The organism is Nocardia nepalensis, assembly GCF_048910785.1.
GTDB lineage: Bacteria > Actinomycetota > Actinomycetes > Mycobacteriales > Mycobacteriaceae > Nocardia > Nocardia nepalensis.
This window is the reverse complement of sequence record NZ_JBKBET010000035.1, coordinates 44,568-62,164: the sequence shown is the minus strand read 5'-3', so window position 1 is coordinate 62,164 and position 17,597 is coordinate 44,568. Positions and strand designations below refer to the sequence as shown.

19 protein-coding genes are annotated in these 17,597 nt (G+C 66.6%); 5 read left to right on the top strand and 14 right to left on the bottom strand.

Annotation, left to right across the window (positions count from 1 at the left end; translation table 11 throughout):
* The first annotated feature begins 174 nt into the window (after positions 1 to 174).
* Entirely contained in the window at positions 175 to 1,281 is a 1,107-nt protein-coding gene (gene ald, locus ACHQ4I_RS28890; RefSeq protein WP_420775025.1) for an alanine dehydrogenase, read from the top strand.
* On the opposite strand, the gene ACHQ4I_RS28885 is transcribed toward ald, so the two are convergent.
* On the bottom strand, positions 1,278 to 1,823 hold the full coding sequence (locus ACHQ4I_RS28885; protein WP_420775024.1) for an Lrp/AsnC family transcriptional regulator: 546 nt from the start codon (positions 1,821 to 1,823) through the stop codon (positions 1,278 to 1,280). The two genes, ald and ACHQ4I_RS28885, sit on opposite strands and share 4 nt — an antisense overlap.
* Before the next feature lie 324 nt (positions 1,824 to 2,147).
* Here ACHQ4I_RS28885 and ACHQ4I_RS28880 point away from each other — a divergent pair, with 324 nt between their 5' ends.
* Positions 2,148 to 3,005 (top strand): EamA family transporter, encoded by an 858-nt coding sequence (locus ACHQ4I_RS28880; protein ID WP_420775023.1) that lies wholly within the window; start codon positions 2,148 to 2,150, stop codon positions 3,003 to 3,005.
* A gap of 20 nt (positions 3,006 to 3,025) precedes the next feature.
* Here the strand turns inward: ACHQ4I_RS28880 and ACHQ4I_RS28875 are convergent, their stop codons facing one another.
* The 8 genes from ACHQ4I_RS28875 to ACHQ4I_RS28840 form a co-directional block, all read right to left on the bottom strand.
* Positions 3,026 to 3,202 carry a hypothetical protein gene (locus ACHQ4I_RS28875; protein ID WP_420775022.1) on the bottom strand — a complete coding sequence of 59 codons (177 nt, stop codon included), beginning with the start codon at positions 3,200 to 3,202 and terminating at the stop codon, positions 3,026 to 3,028.
* 60 nt (positions 3,203 to 3,262) lie between these two features.
* Complete coding sequence (locus ACHQ4I_RS28870) at positions 3,263 to 3,826, bottom strand: DJ-1/PfpI family protein (RefSeq protein WP_420775021.1); 564 nt, start codon at positions 3,824 to 3,826, stop codon at positions 3,263 to 3,265.
* A gap of 61 nt (positions 3,827 to 3,887) precedes the next feature.
* Positions 3,888 to 5,282: an amidase gene (locus ACHQ4I_RS28865; protein WP_420775020.1), complete on the bottom strand. Its 1,395-nt coding sequence runs from the start codon at positions 5,280 to 5,282 to the stop codon at positions 3,888 to 3,890.
* A gap of 203 nt (positions 5,283 to 5,485) precedes the next feature.
* The gene (gene rbsD, locus ACHQ4I_RS28860) at positions 5,486 to 5,875 is read right to left on the bottom strand and encodes a D-ribose pyranase (protein ID WP_420775019.1); all 390 of its coding nucleotides are present in this window, start codon (positions 5,873 to 5,875) and stop codon (positions 5,486 to 5,488) included.
* Positions 5,876 to 5,904: 29 nt separating this feature from the next.
* Positions 5,905 to 6,849, bottom strand: coding sequence for a ribokinase (locus tag ACHQ4I_RS28855; RefSeq protein WP_420775018.1), 945 nt, complete (start codon positions 6,847 to 6,849; stop codon positions 5,905 to 5,907).
* Positions 6,846 to 7,670, bottom strand: coding sequence for an ATP-binding cassette domain-containing protein (locus ACHQ4I_RS28850; RefSeq protein WP_420775017.1), 825 nt, complete (start codon positions 7,668 to 7,670; stop codon positions 6,846 to 6,848). Before ACHQ4I_RS28850 ends, ACHQ4I_RS28855 begins: the two co-directional genes overlap by 4 nt.
* 7 nt (positions 7,671 to 7,677) lie before the next feature.
* On the bottom strand, positions 7,678 to 8,646 hold the full coding sequence (locus ACHQ4I_RS28845) for an ABC transporter permease (RefSeq protein ID WP_420775016.1): 969 nt from the start codon (positions 8,644 to 8,646) through the stop codon (positions 7,678 to 7,680).
* On the bottom strand, positions 8,643 to 9,635 hold the full coding sequence (locus ACHQ4I_RS28840; RefSeq protein ID WP_420775015.1) for a sugar ABC transporter substrate-binding protein: 993 nt from the start codon (positions 9,633 to 9,635) through the stop codon (positions 8,643 to 8,645). The genes ACHQ4I_RS28845 and ACHQ4I_RS28840 overlap by 4 nt, the downstream gene beginning before the upstream one ends.
* Positions 9,636 to 9,799: 164 nt before the next feature.
* On the opposite strand from ACHQ4I_RS28840, the gene ACHQ4I_RS28835 reads away from it, so the two are divergent.
* Positions 9,800 to 10,804 carry a LacI family DNA-binding transcriptional regulator gene (locus ACHQ4I_RS28835; RefSeq protein WP_420775014.1) on the top strand — a complete coding sequence of 335 codons (1,005 nt, stop codon included), beginning with the start codon at positions 9,800 to 9,802 and terminating at the stop codon, positions 10,802 to 10,804.
* 52 nt (positions 10,805 to 10,856) lie between these two features.
* Here the strand turns inward: ACHQ4I_RS28835 and ACHQ4I_RS28830 are convergent, their stop codons facing one another.
* The 4 genes from ACHQ4I_RS28830 to ACHQ4I_RS28815 form a co-directional block, all read right to left on the bottom strand.
* Positions 10,857 to 11,132, bottom strand: coding sequence for a hypothetical protein (locus tag ACHQ4I_RS28830; protein WP_420775013.1), 276 nt, complete (start codon positions 11,130 to 11,132; stop codon positions 10,857 to 10,859).
* A 256-nt stretch (positions 11,133 to 11,388) separates the two neighbouring features.
* Positions 11,389 to 12,984, bottom strand: a complete 1,596-nt coding sequence (locus ACHQ4I_RS28825) for a GMC oxidoreductase (protein WP_420775012.1) — start codon at positions 12,982 to 12,984, stop codon at positions 11,389 to 11,391.
* Between the two features lie 34 nt (positions 12,985 to 13,018).
* Positions 13,019 to 13,663, bottom strand: a complete 645-nt coding sequence (locus tag ACHQ4I_RS28820; protein WP_420775011.1) for a DUF305 domain-containing protein — start codon at positions 13,661 to 13,663, stop codon at positions 13,019 to 13,021.
* Entirely contained in the window at positions 13,660 to 15,225 is a 1,566-nt protein-coding gene (locus ACHQ4I_RS28815) for an LVIVD repeat-containing protein (RefSeq protein ID WP_420775010.1), read from the bottom strand. The genes ACHQ4I_RS28820 and ACHQ4I_RS28815 overlap by 4 nt, the downstream gene beginning before the upstream one ends.
* Before the next feature lie 206 nt (positions 15,226 to 15,431).
* Here ACHQ4I_RS28815 and ACHQ4I_RS28810 point away from each other — a divergent pair, with 206 nt between their 5' ends.
* A complete protein-coding gene (locus ACHQ4I_RS28810) occupies positions 15,432 to 15,989 on the top strand; it encodes a TetR family transcriptional regulator (protein ID WP_420775009.1) in 558 nt (185 codons plus the stop codon).
* A 48-nt stretch (positions 15,990 to 16,037) separates the two neighbouring features.
* Positions 16,038 to 16,706 carry a cyclase family protein gene (locus ACHQ4I_RS28805; RefSeq protein WP_420775008.1) on the top strand — a complete coding sequence of 223 codons (669 nt, stop codon included), beginning with the start codon at positions 16,038 to 16,040 and terminating at the stop codon, positions 16,704 to 16,706.
* A gap of 53 nt (positions 16,707 to 16,759) precedes the next feature.
* Here the strand turns inward: ACHQ4I_RS28805 and ACHQ4I_RS28800 are convergent, their stop codons facing one another.
* A complete protein-coding gene (locus ACHQ4I_RS28800; protein WP_420775007.1) occupies positions 16,760 to 17,560 on the bottom strand; it encodes an NAD-dependent epimerase/dehydratase family protein in 801 nt (266 codons plus the stop codon).
* Between the last annotated feature and the right edge of the window lie 37 nt (positions 17,561 to 17,597).

Below are 17,597 nucleotides of genomic sequence, written 5' to 3'. Positions count from 1 at the left end.
TCGGATCGGTGGGGCGGGAACTTCGGAAATCTGAATATCAGGATGGTTGCTCCGCTAGTTCGAAAACTATCTTCACAAATATGGATCTGATCTTGCAGGATCTTCATACTCGCACTGAGGTGATCGAACCGATCACATGTCGCCAATCCGCCGGATCGACGTACAGGAGTGTTGATGAAGATCGGAATTCCCCGCGAGGTCAAGAACCACGAGTACCGGGTCGCGTGTACGCCCGCGGGCGCGCACGAGCTGGTTGCGCGCGGACACGAGGTGTACATCGAGGCCGGGGCCGGGCAGGGGTCGGCGTTCGAGGATATGGCGTACGCGGCCCTCGGCGCGCGGGTGCTGGACAGCGCCGATGAGGTCTGGGGTACCGCGGATATGGTGCTCAAGGTGAAAGAGCCAGTGGCCGAGGAGTATTCGCGCATGCGCGAAGGGCAGCTGCTGTTCACCTACCTGCATCTGGCAGCGTCCAAGGAGTGCACCGATGCGCTGCTGAATTCCGGGATCACCTCGATCGCCTACGAGACCGTCACCGCCCGGGACGGGTCGCTGCCGTTGCTCGCGCCGATGAGCGAGGTGGCGGGACGGCTGGCACCGCAGGCCGGTGCGTACCACCTGATGCGCAGCGGCGGTGGCCGCGGCGTGCTGATGGGCGGTGTGCCGGGTGCGCGTCCGGCCAGGGTGGTCGTGCTCGGCGGTGGTGTCTCGGGCAGCAATGCGATCGCCGTCGCGGTCGGCATGCACGCGGATGTGACCGTGCTCGACCTGAATATCGCGCGCCTGCGTGCGCTGGACGAGCAGTACCGGGGCCAGGTGCGCACCATCATCTCCAACAGCTTCGAGGTGGAGAGCCTGGTCCGGGAGGCCGATCTGGTGATCGGCGCGGTGCTGGTGCCCGGTGCGAAGGCGCCCACCCTGGTCTCCAATGACCTTGTCGCACAGATGAAGCCGGGTTCGGTGCTGGTCGATATCGCCATCGATCAGGGGGGCTGCTTCGAGGATTCCCGGCCGACCACCCATGCCGAGCCGACCTACCGCGTGCACAATTCGGTCTTCTACTGCGTCGCCAATATGCCCGGCGCGGTGCCCTACACCTCCACGGTCGCGCTCACCAATGCCACACTGCCGTACGCGATTTCGCTGGCCGAGCGCGGGTGGCGCGACGCGGTCGCCGCGGATCCGGGGCTGGCCGCCGGCCTCAGCACGCACCGTGGCCGGCTGCTGTCCGAATCCGTCGCGGCCGCACACAATTACGCCGCCGAGACGCTGGCCGCCTAGGGCATCGGTCGGGTTCTGGGGCGCACATGCTCGAAGATGAGGATCGTCTCGGTCGAGGCGACGGCGCGATGTGCGCTCAGATGCTCCAGCACGAAGACCCGCAGACCTTCGGAGTCCGCCGTCGCGACGTGGATCAGATAGTCGTCGGCGCCGGCGATGAAGTACACGTTGAGCACCTCGTCGAGTTCGGCCAATTGCTCGCCGAACTCGGCGAGGTGCGGGCGCGCGTTGGCGTGCACCCGGACCGCGATCATGGCCTGCAGATTCCGGCCGAGCGCGGCCGGATCGATATCGGCGTGGAAGCCGCGGATCACGCCACGTTCCACCAGCGCCCGCACCCGCCCCAGGCACGTCGACGGTGCGATCCCCGCGACATCGGCGAGCGCGCTATTGGTCATCCGCCCGTCCCGGGCGAGCTGATCGAGCAGAATCCGGTCGATATCGTCGAGTGGAACGGCCGGTCGAGGTGGATTCCGGACGGCGGCGGCCGGCCCTATCGGTGAATCGATCTTCCTCACAGACCCAACCCTATCGAAGATCATTCGATCTGGGACCGTCCCGAAAACTTATCTTCAGCTCCCACTCGGCGGTGTGAATCCCGATCCGGGCGTCGCGATAGGATCGGCGCCGTGGACATCTACTGGCATGCCGTTACGCCGCCGCCGTGCGCCTGATCGGGCGCACCCGCTGAATTTCTGATTCGCCGGTCCCGGCTGACCCATCGGGCAGCCCTGGGGTGATGTCGTGCGCCCGTTTCGAATCCCTGTCGAATTCGATGACGGAAGTGCATGGCATTGTCTGATTCCAAATCTGTTGTTGTGGTTGGGCGTTCGGGTGTTCGGGCGCAATCACCGGTGACCGGGCCGGTGCCCATCTTGGTTGCGGCGGTGTTGTGGGGGACCACGGGCACCACCAGTTCGCTGGCTCCCGCGGGTGCGCCTGCGGCGGCGATCGGGTCTGCGGGGCTGGCGCTCGGTGGACTGTTGCTGTTCTTGTCCACCGGCGGAAGGCGTTTGGCGTGTACCCGCGACGAGTGGTGGCTGGTCGCGGCCGGTGCGCTGGCGGTGGCAGGGTATCCGGTGACCTTCTATCCGGCCGTGGCGCGCACGGGTGTGGCCGTTGCCACGGTGATCGCGCTCGGTAGTGCGCCGGTTTTCGCGGGCCTGCTGGCTTGGGCTACCGGACAGGGCAGGCCGAGCGGGCGGTGGGTCGGTGCCACCGCGGCGGCGGTGCTCGGTTGTGCGGTGCTCGTGCTCGGGCCCGAATTGACGGGTGGGACTGCGCCCGTGGACCTGCTCGGTATCGTGCTCGCCGCGTTCGGTGGACTCACCTACGCCGTCTATTCGCTCATCGGTGGCCGGCTCATCGCACATGGGCATTCGTCGAATGCGGTGATGGGCACGATGTTCGGCATCGCCGGGTTGCTGGTGCTGCCGGTTGTGTTGTGCACCAGTACATCCTGGTTGCACAACGGTCGCGGCATCGCGGTGGCATTGCATCTCGCGGTGTTCACCACGTTCGTCGCCTACCGCCTGTTCGGCTACGGGCTACGGCATACGACCGCGCAGGTGGCCACGACGCTGACGCTGGCCGAGCCCGCCGTGGCGGCGGTGCTGGGTGTGGTCGTCGTCGGTGAGCGCTTGCCGATAGTGTCGTGGTGCGGGCTGGCGGTGCTGGCGCTCGGGCTCGCGTTCTTGACACTCGGCGGGCGCGACCGGCGCTGATGGGTCCGCGACGCCGCCGACTACCGATTCGCTTGGGCCAGTGCGGATTCGGCGGCGTCGAGCACCTTGCCGAAGGAATGCAGGATCACCGGTTCGGCCAGCACGCGGGTGAACCAGGCGGCGGCGAAGGGCAAACGCGCCTCGGCGGATGTGGTCCACGTGACCCGCGTGCCGCCCTCGACTTCGGTGAAGGTCACCCGGCCGCCCTCGTGGCGGGACGGCGGGACACTGCCCGATGTGGGGCTCGGCGCCAGGCCTTACGGCAGTGGCGCTTTGGCGCGCAGCACCTCCAGGAAGGCTCGCATCCACTGCGGGTGGTCCGGCCAGGCCCGGCCCGTCACAATATTGCCGTCGACGTAGGCCGGGCTGTCTTCCCATTGCGCGCCAACGGCATTCAGGTCGGGCGCCAGTGCCGGGTAGGCACTCGACGAGCGGCCGGTGAGTGCGCCGATCGCGATGAGGATCAACGGGCCGTGGCACAGCGCCGCGATCGGTTTGTCCTCGGCGACGAAATGTTCGACGACCCTGCGGCATTCCACATCGCCGCGCAGATATTCTGGTGCGCGCCCGCCGGGCAGTACCAACGCCGCGTACCGACTCGGGTCGACATCGGCCAGCGCGATATCGGCGGGCCATGTGTGCCCGGGTTTCTCGGTGTAGGTATCGAATCCGTCGGCGAAATCGTGCACGACGAACTGCAGCTTCTTGGCGGTGGGGGCGGCCACGTGGACCTCGTACCCCTCCTCGAGCAGCCGCTGGTAGGGGTACATGACTTCCAGGTCTTCGGCCGCGTCTCCGGTGATCAGCAATACGCTTGTCACGGCACATCACCTCCGTGGGAGATTTTATCGGCAGTCGCCGTGAACCCAGGGCCTTTTGGAGCTAAGCCAGGCGTGGATGCGGCCGGGCCTGCTCGAGTTGTGCGGCGACGGACAGGATGGTGGTCTCGCCATTCGCCGGTGCGATCAGCTGGACCGCCAGCGGAAGCCCGTCGGTCGCGATGCCCGCGGGCAGTGAGGCGGCGGGATGTCCGGTCACATTCCACAGTCCGGTGTAGGCGACCATCGGGATCGAGGCGACTTGTGCGCGGACGCTGTTCGCATGGTCGAGGACACCGACTCGCGGCGGGCGGTGCGCGATAGTGGGGGTCAGCAGCAGGTCGCAGTGGTCGAAGATGCGATCGACCCTGTGCGCCAAGGCTTCACCGCGGCGCATGGCCCATTCGACGACCGGCCGACGCGCCCAGGAACCGAGCGCCAGGGTTTGGCGCGTACGGCGTTCGAGCCGCTCCGGATGATCGATGTAGGAGATCTCCGCGCGCACACCGCCGTAGAACTGCGGATAGAAGGCGAATGTGAAATCGGGATAGTCCGGATCGACCTCGATGAGCGTATGGCCGAGTTGGGCAAGGAGTTCAGCGGTGTCGTGCACCGCGCGCACATGCTCGGGAACCGCTTTCGCGAGAATCGTCTGTGATTTCGCGCTGTAGCCGATGCGCAGACCGGTCGGTGTGCGCCGCGCGGCCTCCTCGAACGACACCACCGGATCGGGGGCCTGGAAGCGATCGGCCGGTGTGGCGCCGCGGATGACGTCGTACACGATCGCCGAATCCAGCACGCTTCGGGTGAGCGGGCCGATGACGCCCAACGCCCACCACAGATGTGCGTTCGGTGCGGTCGGCACCCGTCCGCGCTGGGTTTTCAGGCCGAAGAGTCCGCAGCAGGCGGAGGGAATCCGAATCGAGCCGCCGCCGTCACCGCCGAGCGCGACCGGCACCAGGCCCGCCGCCACCGCGGCGGCGGAACCGCCGCTGGAACCGCCGGTTGAGCGGGTCAGATCCCATGGATTGCGGGTCAGCCCGTAGGTGCTGGATTCGGTGTAGGGCCACTGCCCGAATTCCGGCATGGTGGTCTTGCCGACGATGACCGCGCCCGCCGCCCGCAGCCGCCGCACCACCTCGGCATCGGCGACTACCGGGATGACGTTGGCTCGGGTGCCGAAGGTGGTCGGGACGCCCGCGACGTCGATCTCGTCCTTCACCGCGATCGGGATGCCGTGCAGCGGCCCGAGGTCCGCACCCGCGGCGCGCTGCTGGTCCCGTTCGATGGCCTCGGCGATGGCCTGTTCGTGCAAGACCTGGGTGAAGGCGTTCAGCTCCCCCGCCTGGCCGATCGCGTCGAGGGTCGCCTCGATCAGTTCACGGGCCGATAGCGCCTGTTGATCCAGCAGCTCGCGCTGCTCCCGCACACCCGCGGCAACGACCTCGCGAAGATCCATCTCTACCGCTCCTCCCGACCCGCACGCCGTGTTGTTTCGAGCGAGCTGCGAGCAGTCGCCTGGCAGGCGTGACCTGTGGAATCAGTCATTGATCCGAGCACCCGACAGTAGTTAGTCAATTGACCATTCTGCAATGGATACGCGGCCCGCGGCCGCCGGGTTCAAATATCGCCGGTATCAATTTTCCGGCATGGGCGCTTCTGCTACAACCACGGCACCCCGGCCCGGAGCAGCACATTGGCATAGGGCCGGGCCTCACCGGTTCGCACCACGAACCGGCAGGCTCCGATGCGCCGCTTGAAGTCGTCGTGTTCGATCAACTCCGCGTTCAGACGGCGGCTGAGCAGGGTCGAGACCTCCGGATTCTGCTCCGCGACCTCGCGGCTACCCCAGGCGGCTTCGACGGTGACTTCGTCCAGGATCAGGTCGAGGATGGGCTCGAACCGGGGGAATCCGTAGCTGATGCCCAGGTCGATGACCGGTACGCCGACGGGTGTCGGCAGGCCGGAGTCGCTGACGGCGAACAGGTCGGTGTGGCGCAGCGCCGTGAGCGCCGAGAGCAATTCGGCGTGAATGAGTCCGCTGGTGCGCAAAGTTCGGTTCCTTTTCGAAGCGGGGGGAATCAGACGAGCGGCCGAGCCGCGGGGACGGCCGCGAGTGCGGTGACGATCTGGTCCCCGGTTGGGTAGGAGGCGTGGGTTCCCGGTGCCTGCACGGCGAGGGCGCCGGCCGCGGTGGCGTATGCCACGGCGGCGCTGAGCTGCATATCATCGGCGAGTGCGACGGCCAGCGCACCGACGAAGGCGTCGCCCGCACCGGTGGAGTCCACCGAATTCACCTGTGGCGCAGCCTGATAGCCACCGGCGACCGGCGCTGGCACGTCACAGCGGTGCGCCCAGACCGAGCCTGCCGCGCCCAAAGTGGCGACGACGGACTCCACTCCGCGCAGGCACAGAGAACGGGCCAGGTGGAATGCTTGTTCGGGTGTTCGTGCGGTGCCACCGGTCAATGCCGACAGCTCGGATTCGTTGACGACCAGCGGGTGGCAGCGGCGCAGCAGCTCATCCGGCAGCGCCATCGCCGGTGCGGCGTTGAGGACGAACCGGCGAGCCCGCCGCGCGGCCCATTCGACCACGTTCGGCGGCACTTCCAACTGTGCGACAACGACTTGCGCCGACCGCAGCAATTCGGCCTCGGCCATGGTGTCGAGTTCGAGTTCGGGTTCCCAGCCGAAGTTGGCGCCGGGATCGACCACGATCTGGTTCTCGCCATCGGCGACGGTGATGTAGGCCGTGCCGGTGCGCGCGTGCTGGACCTCGCGCAGCGCGGTGAGCTCGACACCATACTCGCGCAACGATTTCCGCAGTCCGGGATCGGCATCGCGACCGACTCTGGCGATGAACTCGACCCGGCCGCCCGCTCGCGCCGCCGCGACGGCCTGATTGGAACCCTTGCCGCCCAGGTTGGTTCGCGAGCGCAGTGCCAGCACGGTTTCACCCGGGCGTGGCAGCTGTTCCACCTCGCACACGATGTCCTGGTTGACCGAGCCGAGGACGACGACGGTCACGACTGCTCCTCGCTGACGCTCGACTCTGTCGCTGCGTCGATGGTGCGCTCGCTCGCGTCGGCTCCGGCCGCGGCAACCTCCAGATTGCCGGGTGCGGCACCGGTGATCAGTGCGACCAGCCGGTCGCCGTCCACCTCGTCGATCCGATGTGCCGCAACGGATCTCCCGCGTCGCAGCACCACCACGTTGTCGCAGATCCGCATGACCTGCGCCAGATCGTGACTGATGATCAATACGGTGATCCCGCGGTCGCGCAGGCCGCGCACCAGCTTCTCGACCGCCGCGGTCTCCCGCACGCCGAGTGCCGCGGTCGGCTCGTCCATGATGACCATGGATTTGCCCCATGCCACCGCGCGGGCGATGGCGATGCTCTGGCGCTGACCGCCGCTCATCCGGCGCACGGTAGTGCGCACGGACGGGACGTCCACATCCAGATCGCGCAGGATCTCGCCGCTGCGGGCGATCATCGACCTGCGGTTGACGATGCCGAGCGGATACACCAGCTCCCGATTGAGAAACAGGTTCTGCCACACGGCCAGGTCGTCGATGAGGGCGAGATCCTGATACACCGTCTCGATGCCCATCTTGCGCGCGTCCTCCGGCGAACGCAGGCGCGTCGGCTCGCCCTTGAACAGGATCTGCCCGGTATCCGGTGTCTGCACGCCGGTGAGGCAGCGCACCAAGGTCGACTTGCCCGCACCGTTATCACCGACGAGCGCGGTGACCTCACCCTCGGGAATCGTCAGCGACACCCCGGCCAGCGCGCGCACCGAGTCGAACGACTTGGTGAGCTCACGCGCCTCCAACAATGGAATCGTCATGTCCGGCCTACTTTCGGAAGCGGGCGATTCCGGCGGCCAGCAGCAGCACCGCGCCCACGGCGACCGGCTGGTAGTACTGCGAGATGCCGAGAATGGTGAACCCGTTGATCAGCGAGGTGAACAGCACGGCACCGCAGACAGTGCCGAGCACCGACGCCTTGCCGCCAGATAGCGACGAACCGCCGAGCACCACCGCGGCGATCGAGCTCAGCAGGTAGGTGGTCTGCAGCGACGGATCCGCGCCGCCGTTGCGGGCGACCAGCATGACACCGGCTATGCCGCACAGCAATCCGGACATGGCATAGGCGAACAGCCGGATCCGGTTCACCGAGATGCCGGTGTCGCGCGCGGCCTCGAGTCGCCCGCCGGTGGCGAGCAGATGGGTGCCGATCCGGGTGCGGAAGATGATGCCCGCCACCACCAGCGCCGCCAGCAGTGCCAGCAGCCAGAACCAGCGCACCGGTCCGATGCCGTCGAGTGCGAGCCGTTGCAGGAAGCGGGAACTCACCGCCTCGGTATTGCCGTGCGTCAGCAGCAGTGTGATGCCATTGAGCACGCTCAGCATGCCGAGGGTGACCACGAAGTCGGTCATATGCAGTCGGCCGACCAGCACACCGTTGACGATGCCGACCGCCAGTCCGGCCAGGATGGCCGCCCCGATGGCGACCGCCATCGGGTAGCCGTGGCTGGCCAGATAGCCGAGAACAGCTGCCGCCCAAGGCAGGTTCGCGCCGACCGACAGATCGATGCCGCCGACGGTGATGGCGAACTGCTGGCCGAGTGCGAGCACGGTGAGGATCGTCGAGGCGACCAGCAGATCGCCGATATTGTCCGCCGTCAGGAAGTTCGGGGTGGCGATGAAGAACGCCACCCACAGCACGACCAGCGCGAGCGGTGCCGCGAATTCGGCGACCTTCGCGAGGATCTCCGTGCGCCCCTCACGCGCGCGGAGTTCGGCGGTTGCCACGGCGGTCACTTGTTCAACAGTCCTTCCACCGGGTTGTCGAAGGCGACGATCGGACGCGGGAACGCCGAGATCTGCTGATCGACATTGTCCTTGCCGATGAAGGCGATGGGGGAGACCACGCGCTCGGGCAGCTTCTTGTCCTGGTGCCGGGCCAGGCAGCTCTGCACCGCGAGTTGTCCTTCGGCGTACGGGTATTGGGTGACGGTGCCGGTCAGGGTGCCCGCCTTGACGGCGTCGAGGGCGGCCTGGATGCCGTCGACGGAGATCACCTTGATCTGGCCGGTGCGGCCCGCGTTCTTGATCGCCTGTGCCGCGCCGAGGCCCATGGTGTCATTGGCGGCGAAGATGCCGGTGATGTCGGGGTGCGCCTTCAGGATCGCCTCGGTGACCTGCAGGCCCTTGTCCTGTTCGTAGTCGGCGGGCGCCTTCTGCACGATCTCCAGCTTGCCGGCGACGGCGTCGGTGAAGCCCCGGTCGCGGTTGATGCCGTTCTGCTCGCCCGCGATGCCCTGCAGGATGGCGACCTTCCCGGTGCCGCCGAGGGTCTCGAGCATCTTCTGACCGGCGATCCGGCCCGCATCGAGATTGTCCGAGCCGATGAAGCTCGCGTAGGACACCCCGGCCTGTTCGGAGGCCTTCGCATCGATCTGGGTGTCGAGGTCGAGGATCGGAATGTTCTTGCGCGCCACCGGCGTCAGCGGAGTGATCACATTCGTGGCATTGACCGGCACCACCCCGAAGCAGTCGTAGCCCTGCGCGGCCAAGGTGGAGATCTGGGCGTTCTCGCCGTCGGCGTCGGTCTCGGACTGCCCGGCCTGCACCGTGACCTTCACGCCGAGCCTTTGCCCCTCCGCGAGTGCGCCGTCGCGCAATGCCGCCCAGTAGGGGTTGGTGAAATTCCGGGTGACGATCGCGATCTTGAAATCGCCGCCGCCGTCCTGACCACCGCGACCGCAGGCAGCGGCGGCGAGCGCGCCGATGAGGACAAGCGGCGCCATTGCACGCCTGAATCGAGCATTCATCGTTGTTCGACCTATCCGTCTCATGTATCAACTCGTGTTGATCAACGCGAGTTGATGAGTAGTGTGTGACCCGAGTCACCGGCTGTCAAGTGCGTGCGCGGAGTGCTTGGATGGACGGTCGGAGCAAGGAGAGAACTCGGATGGCAGTCACACGAGCCGACGTGGCGCGGCTGGCCGGAACATCACCGGCGCTGGTGAGCTATGTGCTCAATGGTGGGCCGCGGCAGGTCGCGCCCGCGACCAGGGCCCGCATCGAGGCCGCCATCGCCGAACTCGGCTACCGGCCCAATATGTCCGCGCGCAGCCTGCGCATGAACCGAGGGCACGCGCTCGGCATGGTGATTCCGGACGGCGCCAACCCGTTCTTCGCCGAACTGTCCGCGGTCATCGAGGCGGCCGCCTTCGCGAAGGGGTATCCGCTGTTCGTCGGCAATGCCGCCGGGGACCAGGAACGCGAACGCGCCTACGTGCGCACCTTCATCGACCGCAGAGTCGAAGGGCTGCTGGCGATTTCGTCATCGTGGGAGACCGGCGTCGCCGACGCGTGCGAGGAGGCGGGCATGGTGCTGGTGGCGCTGGACCGCGTCATCGATCCGGCGCGTTGCGCGCATGTGATGTGCGATTCGGTCGCGGGCGCGGAGCAGGCCGTCGCCCATCTCATCGGACACGGTCACCGCGAAATCGCCTGCCTGAGCGGCCCGCACGTATCCACCGCCGAGGACCGCGTGCAGGGCTACCGAAATGCGTTGGCCGCCGCCGGACTTGCCGAAGGACGCATCGTGCGAACGGATTTCGGCGGCGCGGCGGGCTACCGCGCACTGACCGATCTCATGTCCGACTCCCCCCGTCCCACCGCGGTTTTCGTGACCAGCGACCTGCAGGCGATGGGTATGCTGCGCGCGGCCTACGATGCCGGCCTGCGCGTGCCCGACGACCTCGCCGTGGTCGCCTTCGACGGAATCGAATACTCCCGCTACACCCGCCCGGGCCTGACCACCATGGTCCAGCCCACCCGGCTCATGGGCGAGACCGCGGTCGATCTGCTGCTACAACAGATCGAGGACCACACGCCACGGCCCGGAGTGGTGAATCTCGAAGCGGTACTGCACACCAGAGGTTCCTGCGGTTGTCCCGACGAGTTCTGAACGGCCGGTTCCCCACCGACGACCGTGCAGCCGTCGGTGGAGCGGGGCTCAGTTAGCCGCAGTGGACTCCGAATTCCTGCCAGAGGTCGTCCTTGATGCGGCCGCCCCAGTCGATGCACTTGCCTTCCGCCTCGACCTTCGCATACGCGTAGTCGGTGAAGACGCGGTCGTCGTTGATCACCACCTGGGAGTGGTCCTTCGACTGCCGCACAGCGGCCCCCATCGAGATCGCCTCGCCCGGCTTGTCCCGCACGGTGACCACGCAGTTGGTCCGACCGTCGTAGGTGAGAAAGACTGTGCCGCCCTTCAACTCGTGTGAGTCGATCACCTTGAATCCTTCACCGCACTGGCCGGCATATGTTGCCGCGGACGCAGTGGTCGGGAGGAATACCGCTAACCCGGCAGTGATCCCGATTGCGGCCGCACACACGGCGATCGGCTTTTTGGCGTTGATCAAGGTCGAACCCTTTCGTCTTTCATCTGACATCCAGCGTTCGGCTTTTTACCCCGCAGGCTCGGCACCCAAACTCCGGTACCCTTGCCGCTGGCACGCCGAACCTGCGGCGGCAGTTGATAACCGGGTATCAGATCGTGGTCCCCACGTCCTGGGCGACCAGGTTGTCGAGGGCTCGCTCCGCGACGGCGGCGATGGTCATCGATGGGTTGCATGCCGCGGCGTTGCCGGGCAGGAGTGCGCCGTCGAGGACGTAGAGGCCGCGCTGGCCGAGGACTCTGCCGTCGAGATCACATACCGCTCCCATGCTCGCGCCGCCGAGGGGATGCCAGGTGGATGGGAACAGGGCGTTGGTGTCGAGCAAAGTGCTTGCCGGACCGGCGATCCGCTGCACGGCCGGGCCGATGTGATTGTTCTGGATGTACGCGTCACCGTCCTGCGGCCAGTGCAGGATCGCGTCATCGGTCGCCGAGTCGTAGACGAACCGGCCACGGTCGTCGCTGACGCCGTATCCGACCATCATGGTGGACCCGGGGTCCATCGACATCGGCGGGATGGCGGCCTGGATGACGGTGTAGGCGGCGTGTGGATCGTCCCAGTTCTTACTTCCGTAGACCACGGGACCGCCCTGTGCCGCACCGAAATCGGCGGTGGGGTTGGTCCACACATAGATCCGGTCGGCATTGGTGCCCCACCCTTGACCCAGCGCGTCCGGCAGGTCGGGAATCTGCCCCTTCGCGGCGGCCCGCACCAGCAGCTTGGTGCTGTTCAGGCTACCGGCCGACAGCACAAGGGCATTCGCGGTGATGATCTTGTTTTCCAACACGTTGCCGGAGGTGTCGAGCCTTTCGACGGACACGACCCAGCGACCGTCGGCGGCGCGTTCGACATCGGTGACCTGGTGCAGCGTCTGCACGCTAACCCGTCCGGTCGCTTCGGCCGCGGCGATGTAGGTGACGTCGACCGAATGCTTACCGCCGTTGTTCACCCCCATCGCGCCGTCGCCATTGGTGTACGACGGTTTCATCGCGCCGCGTAGCTCGGCGAGCGCGAAGTTCCAGTCGATGGGCATCGGGATCTTCGACAGCGGCAGTCCGGCCTGTTGTACATGCTCGGCGAAAACGCGTGCGGCGGTGTAGTTCCGGCTTTCGATCAACTCGTCGGGCGCCACCGCGAGGCCCAGCATGCGGGCCACCCGCGGATAATGCACTCGATCCATGGTCGCCCAGTCGAGTTCCTCGGGAAAATGCGTATCGAATACAGCCTGCGTCGGCTGCAGTGACATGCCCTGGTAGACCAGCGAACCGCCGCCGAGGCCCGCGGCGCACAGTGCGGTCATGTTCTCTCCAGGCACCGCCTCGACCAGACCGGTGTAGGGTTCGAAAACCATTGGCCTGCCGAATAATTCCGGACTGGACCGATACCAGAGCACCCGCCTGTCGAGGGCTGAGGCGCGCGGAAAGGTCTCCGCATTCGGCCCGGTCGGCCAGCGCAATCCGCGTTCGAGCAGCAGCACCGGGACACCGGCCTGCGCCAGACGCAGCGCGGTCACCCCGCCGCCGAATCCGGAACCGACCACCACCACCCGGTGCTCCTCCCGGGTCAGCGGGACGCTGTTGACTCGCGCGGCAATTCCGTTCTGCGACTGGCTGGTTCGTGTGCCGATTAGGACGGCACCGGCAGCGGCGGCGCCGGTCAACAGTGACCGGCGGGTGATCGCGGACATGCATTTCCTTCGAACTGTAGGGATTTCGTGGTGGCTAAACGGCGCGCTGCGCCAGCAGCAGGCCCATCAGACCGGCCTCTCGGCCTTGGCCGGTGACCATGTCGCGTGCGGTCTGTTTGACAACGCCGCTGGTCAGCAGGCCGTCGGCCGCATGCGCCATCTGGATTCCGCCATAGTGGTGGCGTTGCATCAATCGCAGGAACTGGGTTTCTGCCTGCGTTCCCCGGGCGTCGGCCAGGGCGTCGAGTTCGTCCCGGCTCGCCATGCCGGGCATCCGACCGCTCGCGGCATCTTCCGTACTCGACGAATGGTGATGGCCCGATGCGTCGGGTGCGATGTTGTGCATCCATGCCATCGGGCGCGGGTTGGTGGTACCCGCGCGGGCGAGTCGCAGCCAGCCGAGCAGCATCCCGATTTCGGTGCGCTGGGTGTCGGCGATCTGCTGCGCCAACGCGCGCACCGTCGGATCGGCCCCGGGTTCGAGTCGCGCCACGATCAGCAGTGCTTGGTTATGGTGGGCGAGCATGTCCTGGACGAAGCCGATCTCGGTGTCGCTCAGAACTTCTCGCGACGCACCGGGATCGTCGGTGAACAGTGGTCGCAGCGCCGCACCCAGTGCGAGCAGTAGCACCGCCGCACAGCCGAATGCGGCGACCCGGATCCACGCGCGGCCGTTCATGAACCGATGGTCGAATGCTGGTCGGCGGGCGGGGTGTACACGGCGGGCGCTAGTCGCAGTGCCAGGAATCCGTTGTCGGCACAGGTGGTCCACAGTTGGGTGCCGCGCCATTCGGGCGCGGAGAAGCACCAGTCCGTGGACAGATCACCGAATGCGAGGTCGCCGGTTCTGGGGCTGGTGGCCTGCGACGGATCGAACTGTCCCTGCAGCATCGCCTGTGCCACCGCGGGCGTCGCGAGCAGCGGTGGGCCGATGATCGAGGCCAGGGCGTGCGGGGAGTTCCACAGTTCGGTGTTGTGCCCGGTGCGGGCGGGCGGGTTGAAGTAGCCGATCTCACGGATATCGAAGGGGTCGCGGATATCGAACACGCGGATGCCGGAGGAGGTCCAGCTGCACGCCAGTGCGGTCGGATTCGCCGGGCGGTCGGCGGCGCAGTAGTGCGCGTCGTAGCTGAACAGCGATCCGCCCGAGGCGGATGCCAGTGCGCTGTCCTGGTTTTCGGGCAGATCGATTTCGAGTTTGATGGTGTTGACGATCCGCGGATCGGTGCCGTCGGAGACGTCGATGACCTTCACACCACCGGATCCGGCCTCATTGGTGGCCAGCAGATAAGGCTTGCCGGCATAGGTGACCGGGATGTTGTGCTGGGTGGCCCACCCGTCGGTCCAGGTCATATCGGCCAGTTGCCGTACCCGCGGATCGGGGTCGCGGCGTTGTACCGCACTGACGTCCAGGATCTTCAGCCCACCGAGATTATTCGCCAGGTACATGCGGTTGCCGTCGGGACTGAATCCGAAGCCGTGCATGGACAATCCGGGCAGGTCCTGCCAGATGACGCGAGGATTCGCCGGGTCGCGCAGGTCGACCGCGCTGACGAGTCCCGGCGCGACACCCGAACTCCAATAGGTATTGCCGTCGGGCGAGAAACCGCCCTCATGGGCCGTAATCGGCAGTGGCATAGCCAGATCGGTTCCGGTGCCCGGGTTGAGCAAACGCGGGTGCGCGCAGTCGGAGATGTCGTAGACCGAGAGCAGACCCGCGCCGGTCAGGACGGGCGCGCCGGCGCCGACGAGCAGCTTTCGGGTCTCGTTGACTTTCAAGCTCTCCCAGGTGCCCGCCAGCATCGCTGGTTCGGTGAGGGTCGCGGTGTGGATCGGAGCGGTCGGATCGGAGACGTCGAGGACCTGCACTCCTTGCTCGGGGCCCAGCAGGTTTCCCGGAAAGAAGGTGCCGACGTAGATACAGTGTTCGAAGCTGACCGAGGAGATGCCGCCGCCGCGTCCGGCATAGTCGCCGATGCGTTGGATATTGCAGCTGTAGCCCGCTCGGCTGCGGCCGCTGTCACGGTCGGCGGCCGGAACATCGCCTTGTAGGCCGGATTCGGGCGCGGAACCCGGACCGCAGTCCGCGCGGGCCACCGCGGTGTGGGTGATCAGGTCGATCTCTTGTGCCTGGCCGACCGGGTCGGACTGGGCCGAAACGGCGCCGATGGGCAGGAATACGGCCGCGGCCATGGCGACGGTGAACGAACGTCGCGCCGCGAAGGTTATGCACGAAATCATGAAATGGTCTCGACCCTCGGTGACGAGGGCACCTTTCTTACGCACTGGTGAATCGGCTCGAACCAATCCGGACGGTCTTGTCCGGTTGTCGTCGACAGTGTGCTCGAGTTCACTGGCGGAGTCAATACAGCGCGCGATTGTCGGTGTTCAGAGGTCGGTGTCGGCGTGGCGGTCGCGCCCTGTCGCGCTGCGGTAGCGTTGTGCGAATGACAGCGTCGCGCCGTGCGAACCCGGGGCCGAAAGCCGCGGCCGACAATCGCGCGGCTCTGCTTCGGGCGGCCCGAACTGTCTTCGCGGAGAACGGTTTCGATGCGCCATTCAGTCTGATCGCGCGCGCGGCGGGTGTTGGACAGGGGGTGCTGTACCGGCATTTCCCGACCAAGGAGAGCATCGCTCTCGCGGTATTCGAAGAGAACATCGCCGAGATCGAAGTGCTGGCCGCCGACCAGGCGACCACGGTCGAAGACGTCCTTGCCGTCATCGTCGACCAGCTCACGACATCCGCGGCCTTCATCGCGATGATCTATCCGACCAATACCGAGGACGAGCAGCTACTCCAAGTGGCATGGCGGCTGCTCGGTCTCATCGCCCAGAAGCTCGACGACCCGCGCCAACGCGGCGGGATTCGCGCCGATATCACGGCCACCGACGTCGTGCTGGCGGTGGCCATGTTGGCGGCACTGCTGGCGAAGACGGAACCGCGATCCAGGCGGGCTACCTCCCGGCAAGCGTGGGCGCTCTTGGAGCGCGGGCTGCGCGCGTGATGTCGTAGCTCGCCGCGCGCCGTGGGATCGGCGGGTACGGTCTCTAGCATGAGCAAGCGGATAGTTGAGCTGTCCCATCCGATCTCGGACGGCATGCTCACCTACCCGGGCCTGCCCGGACCGCGAGTCACCACAGATGTTGCGCGTGACCAGTCGGCACTGATCGATATGACCTACGAGATCGCGCGCGTGGACACTGTCGGCAACACGGGGACATACATCGACGCGCCCTTCCACTTCCATGCCGATGGCGCAGATATCGCCGAGCTACCGCTGGAACGGCTGTTCAACGTGCCGATCGTGATGATCCGCGCGGCGCGAATGCGCGTCGTGGGACCGGATGTGCTCGGCGACCCGGCACGGCTATGGGGCAAGGCGGTGCTCGTGCACACCGGATGGTCGGCCCGGTGGGGATCGTCGGAGTATCGGGGCCCCGGGCATCCGTTCCTGGTCGGCGAGGTCGCGGATGCGCTGGTCGCCGCCAATGTGGCGTTGGTCGGCATCGACTCGCTCGACATCGACGATACGTCCCTGCCGACGCGGCCGTGCCACCACACGCTGCTCGGTGCGGGAATCCCGATCATCGAGCAGATGACAAACCTGGACGCGGTCCCCGACACCGGTGCCAGACTGGTCGCATTGCCAGCACCGGTGCGTGGGATGGGCTCGTTTCCGCTACGCGCCATTGCCTGGACCGATCACGGCGGCGTCGGCTGATCGGTGCCTCAGTATTCGGGTGAGTTCGGTGGCTGGTAGGTCGGGTCGACCATTCAGCGCGGATTCGGTTTTCCCAGTGGAGTTTCCACGAAAGGTCCGCCGATGAGCCAGGGGCCGGGATCGGCGGCCGCGGAGATATCGTCGGCGAACTGTTCGGCGTCGTCCTCGCTGCGATAACCGAGTTCCTCGGCCTCGCACAGGGATACGACCGCGCGGGTATTGGCGGACACGCCCCAGATCACCCGGAAACCGGGTCGTTCGGCGGCCAAGCAGGCCTCGAATAGTCGCGCACAGTCGTCGGGGGACAACCACATCGACAGCCCGCGGACATCATGCGGGCGCTCGAAACACGAACCGATCCGAACGCAGATCACGTCCATGCCGAAGCGAGATTGATAGAGACTGCCCAACGCCTCGACCGCCACCTTGCTGACCCCGTAATAGGTATCCGGCCGGGGCGAGGCGTCACCGGAAACGAGATCGGCGCCGACGGCGCGAAAACCCACGGCATGATTGCTCGACGCGAGCACGACCCGCGACACACCGGCCTGCCGCGCCGCCTCCAATACGGTGTGCGTGCCGTCGATATTCGCGGCAAGGACGTTGTCCCAGCTGTCTTCTCGACTGATCCCGCCCAGATGGATGATCGCGTCCACATCCCGGCACGCCGCGGCCATGGTGGCGGGATCGGTGAGCGATCCGGTGACGATCTCGACCCGTTCGCCGGATGTCGGCGCGGGAAGTTCGATCAGATCCAGTAGCCGCAGCACCCGATCCGGGCGGCCCAGACGCGGCCGCATCAGCGTGCCGATGCCCCCGCCCGCGCCGGTAATCAGAATTCGGTGATCGTTCATGCGGCATCGATCTCGCTCGCGCACCCGAAAATTCCTG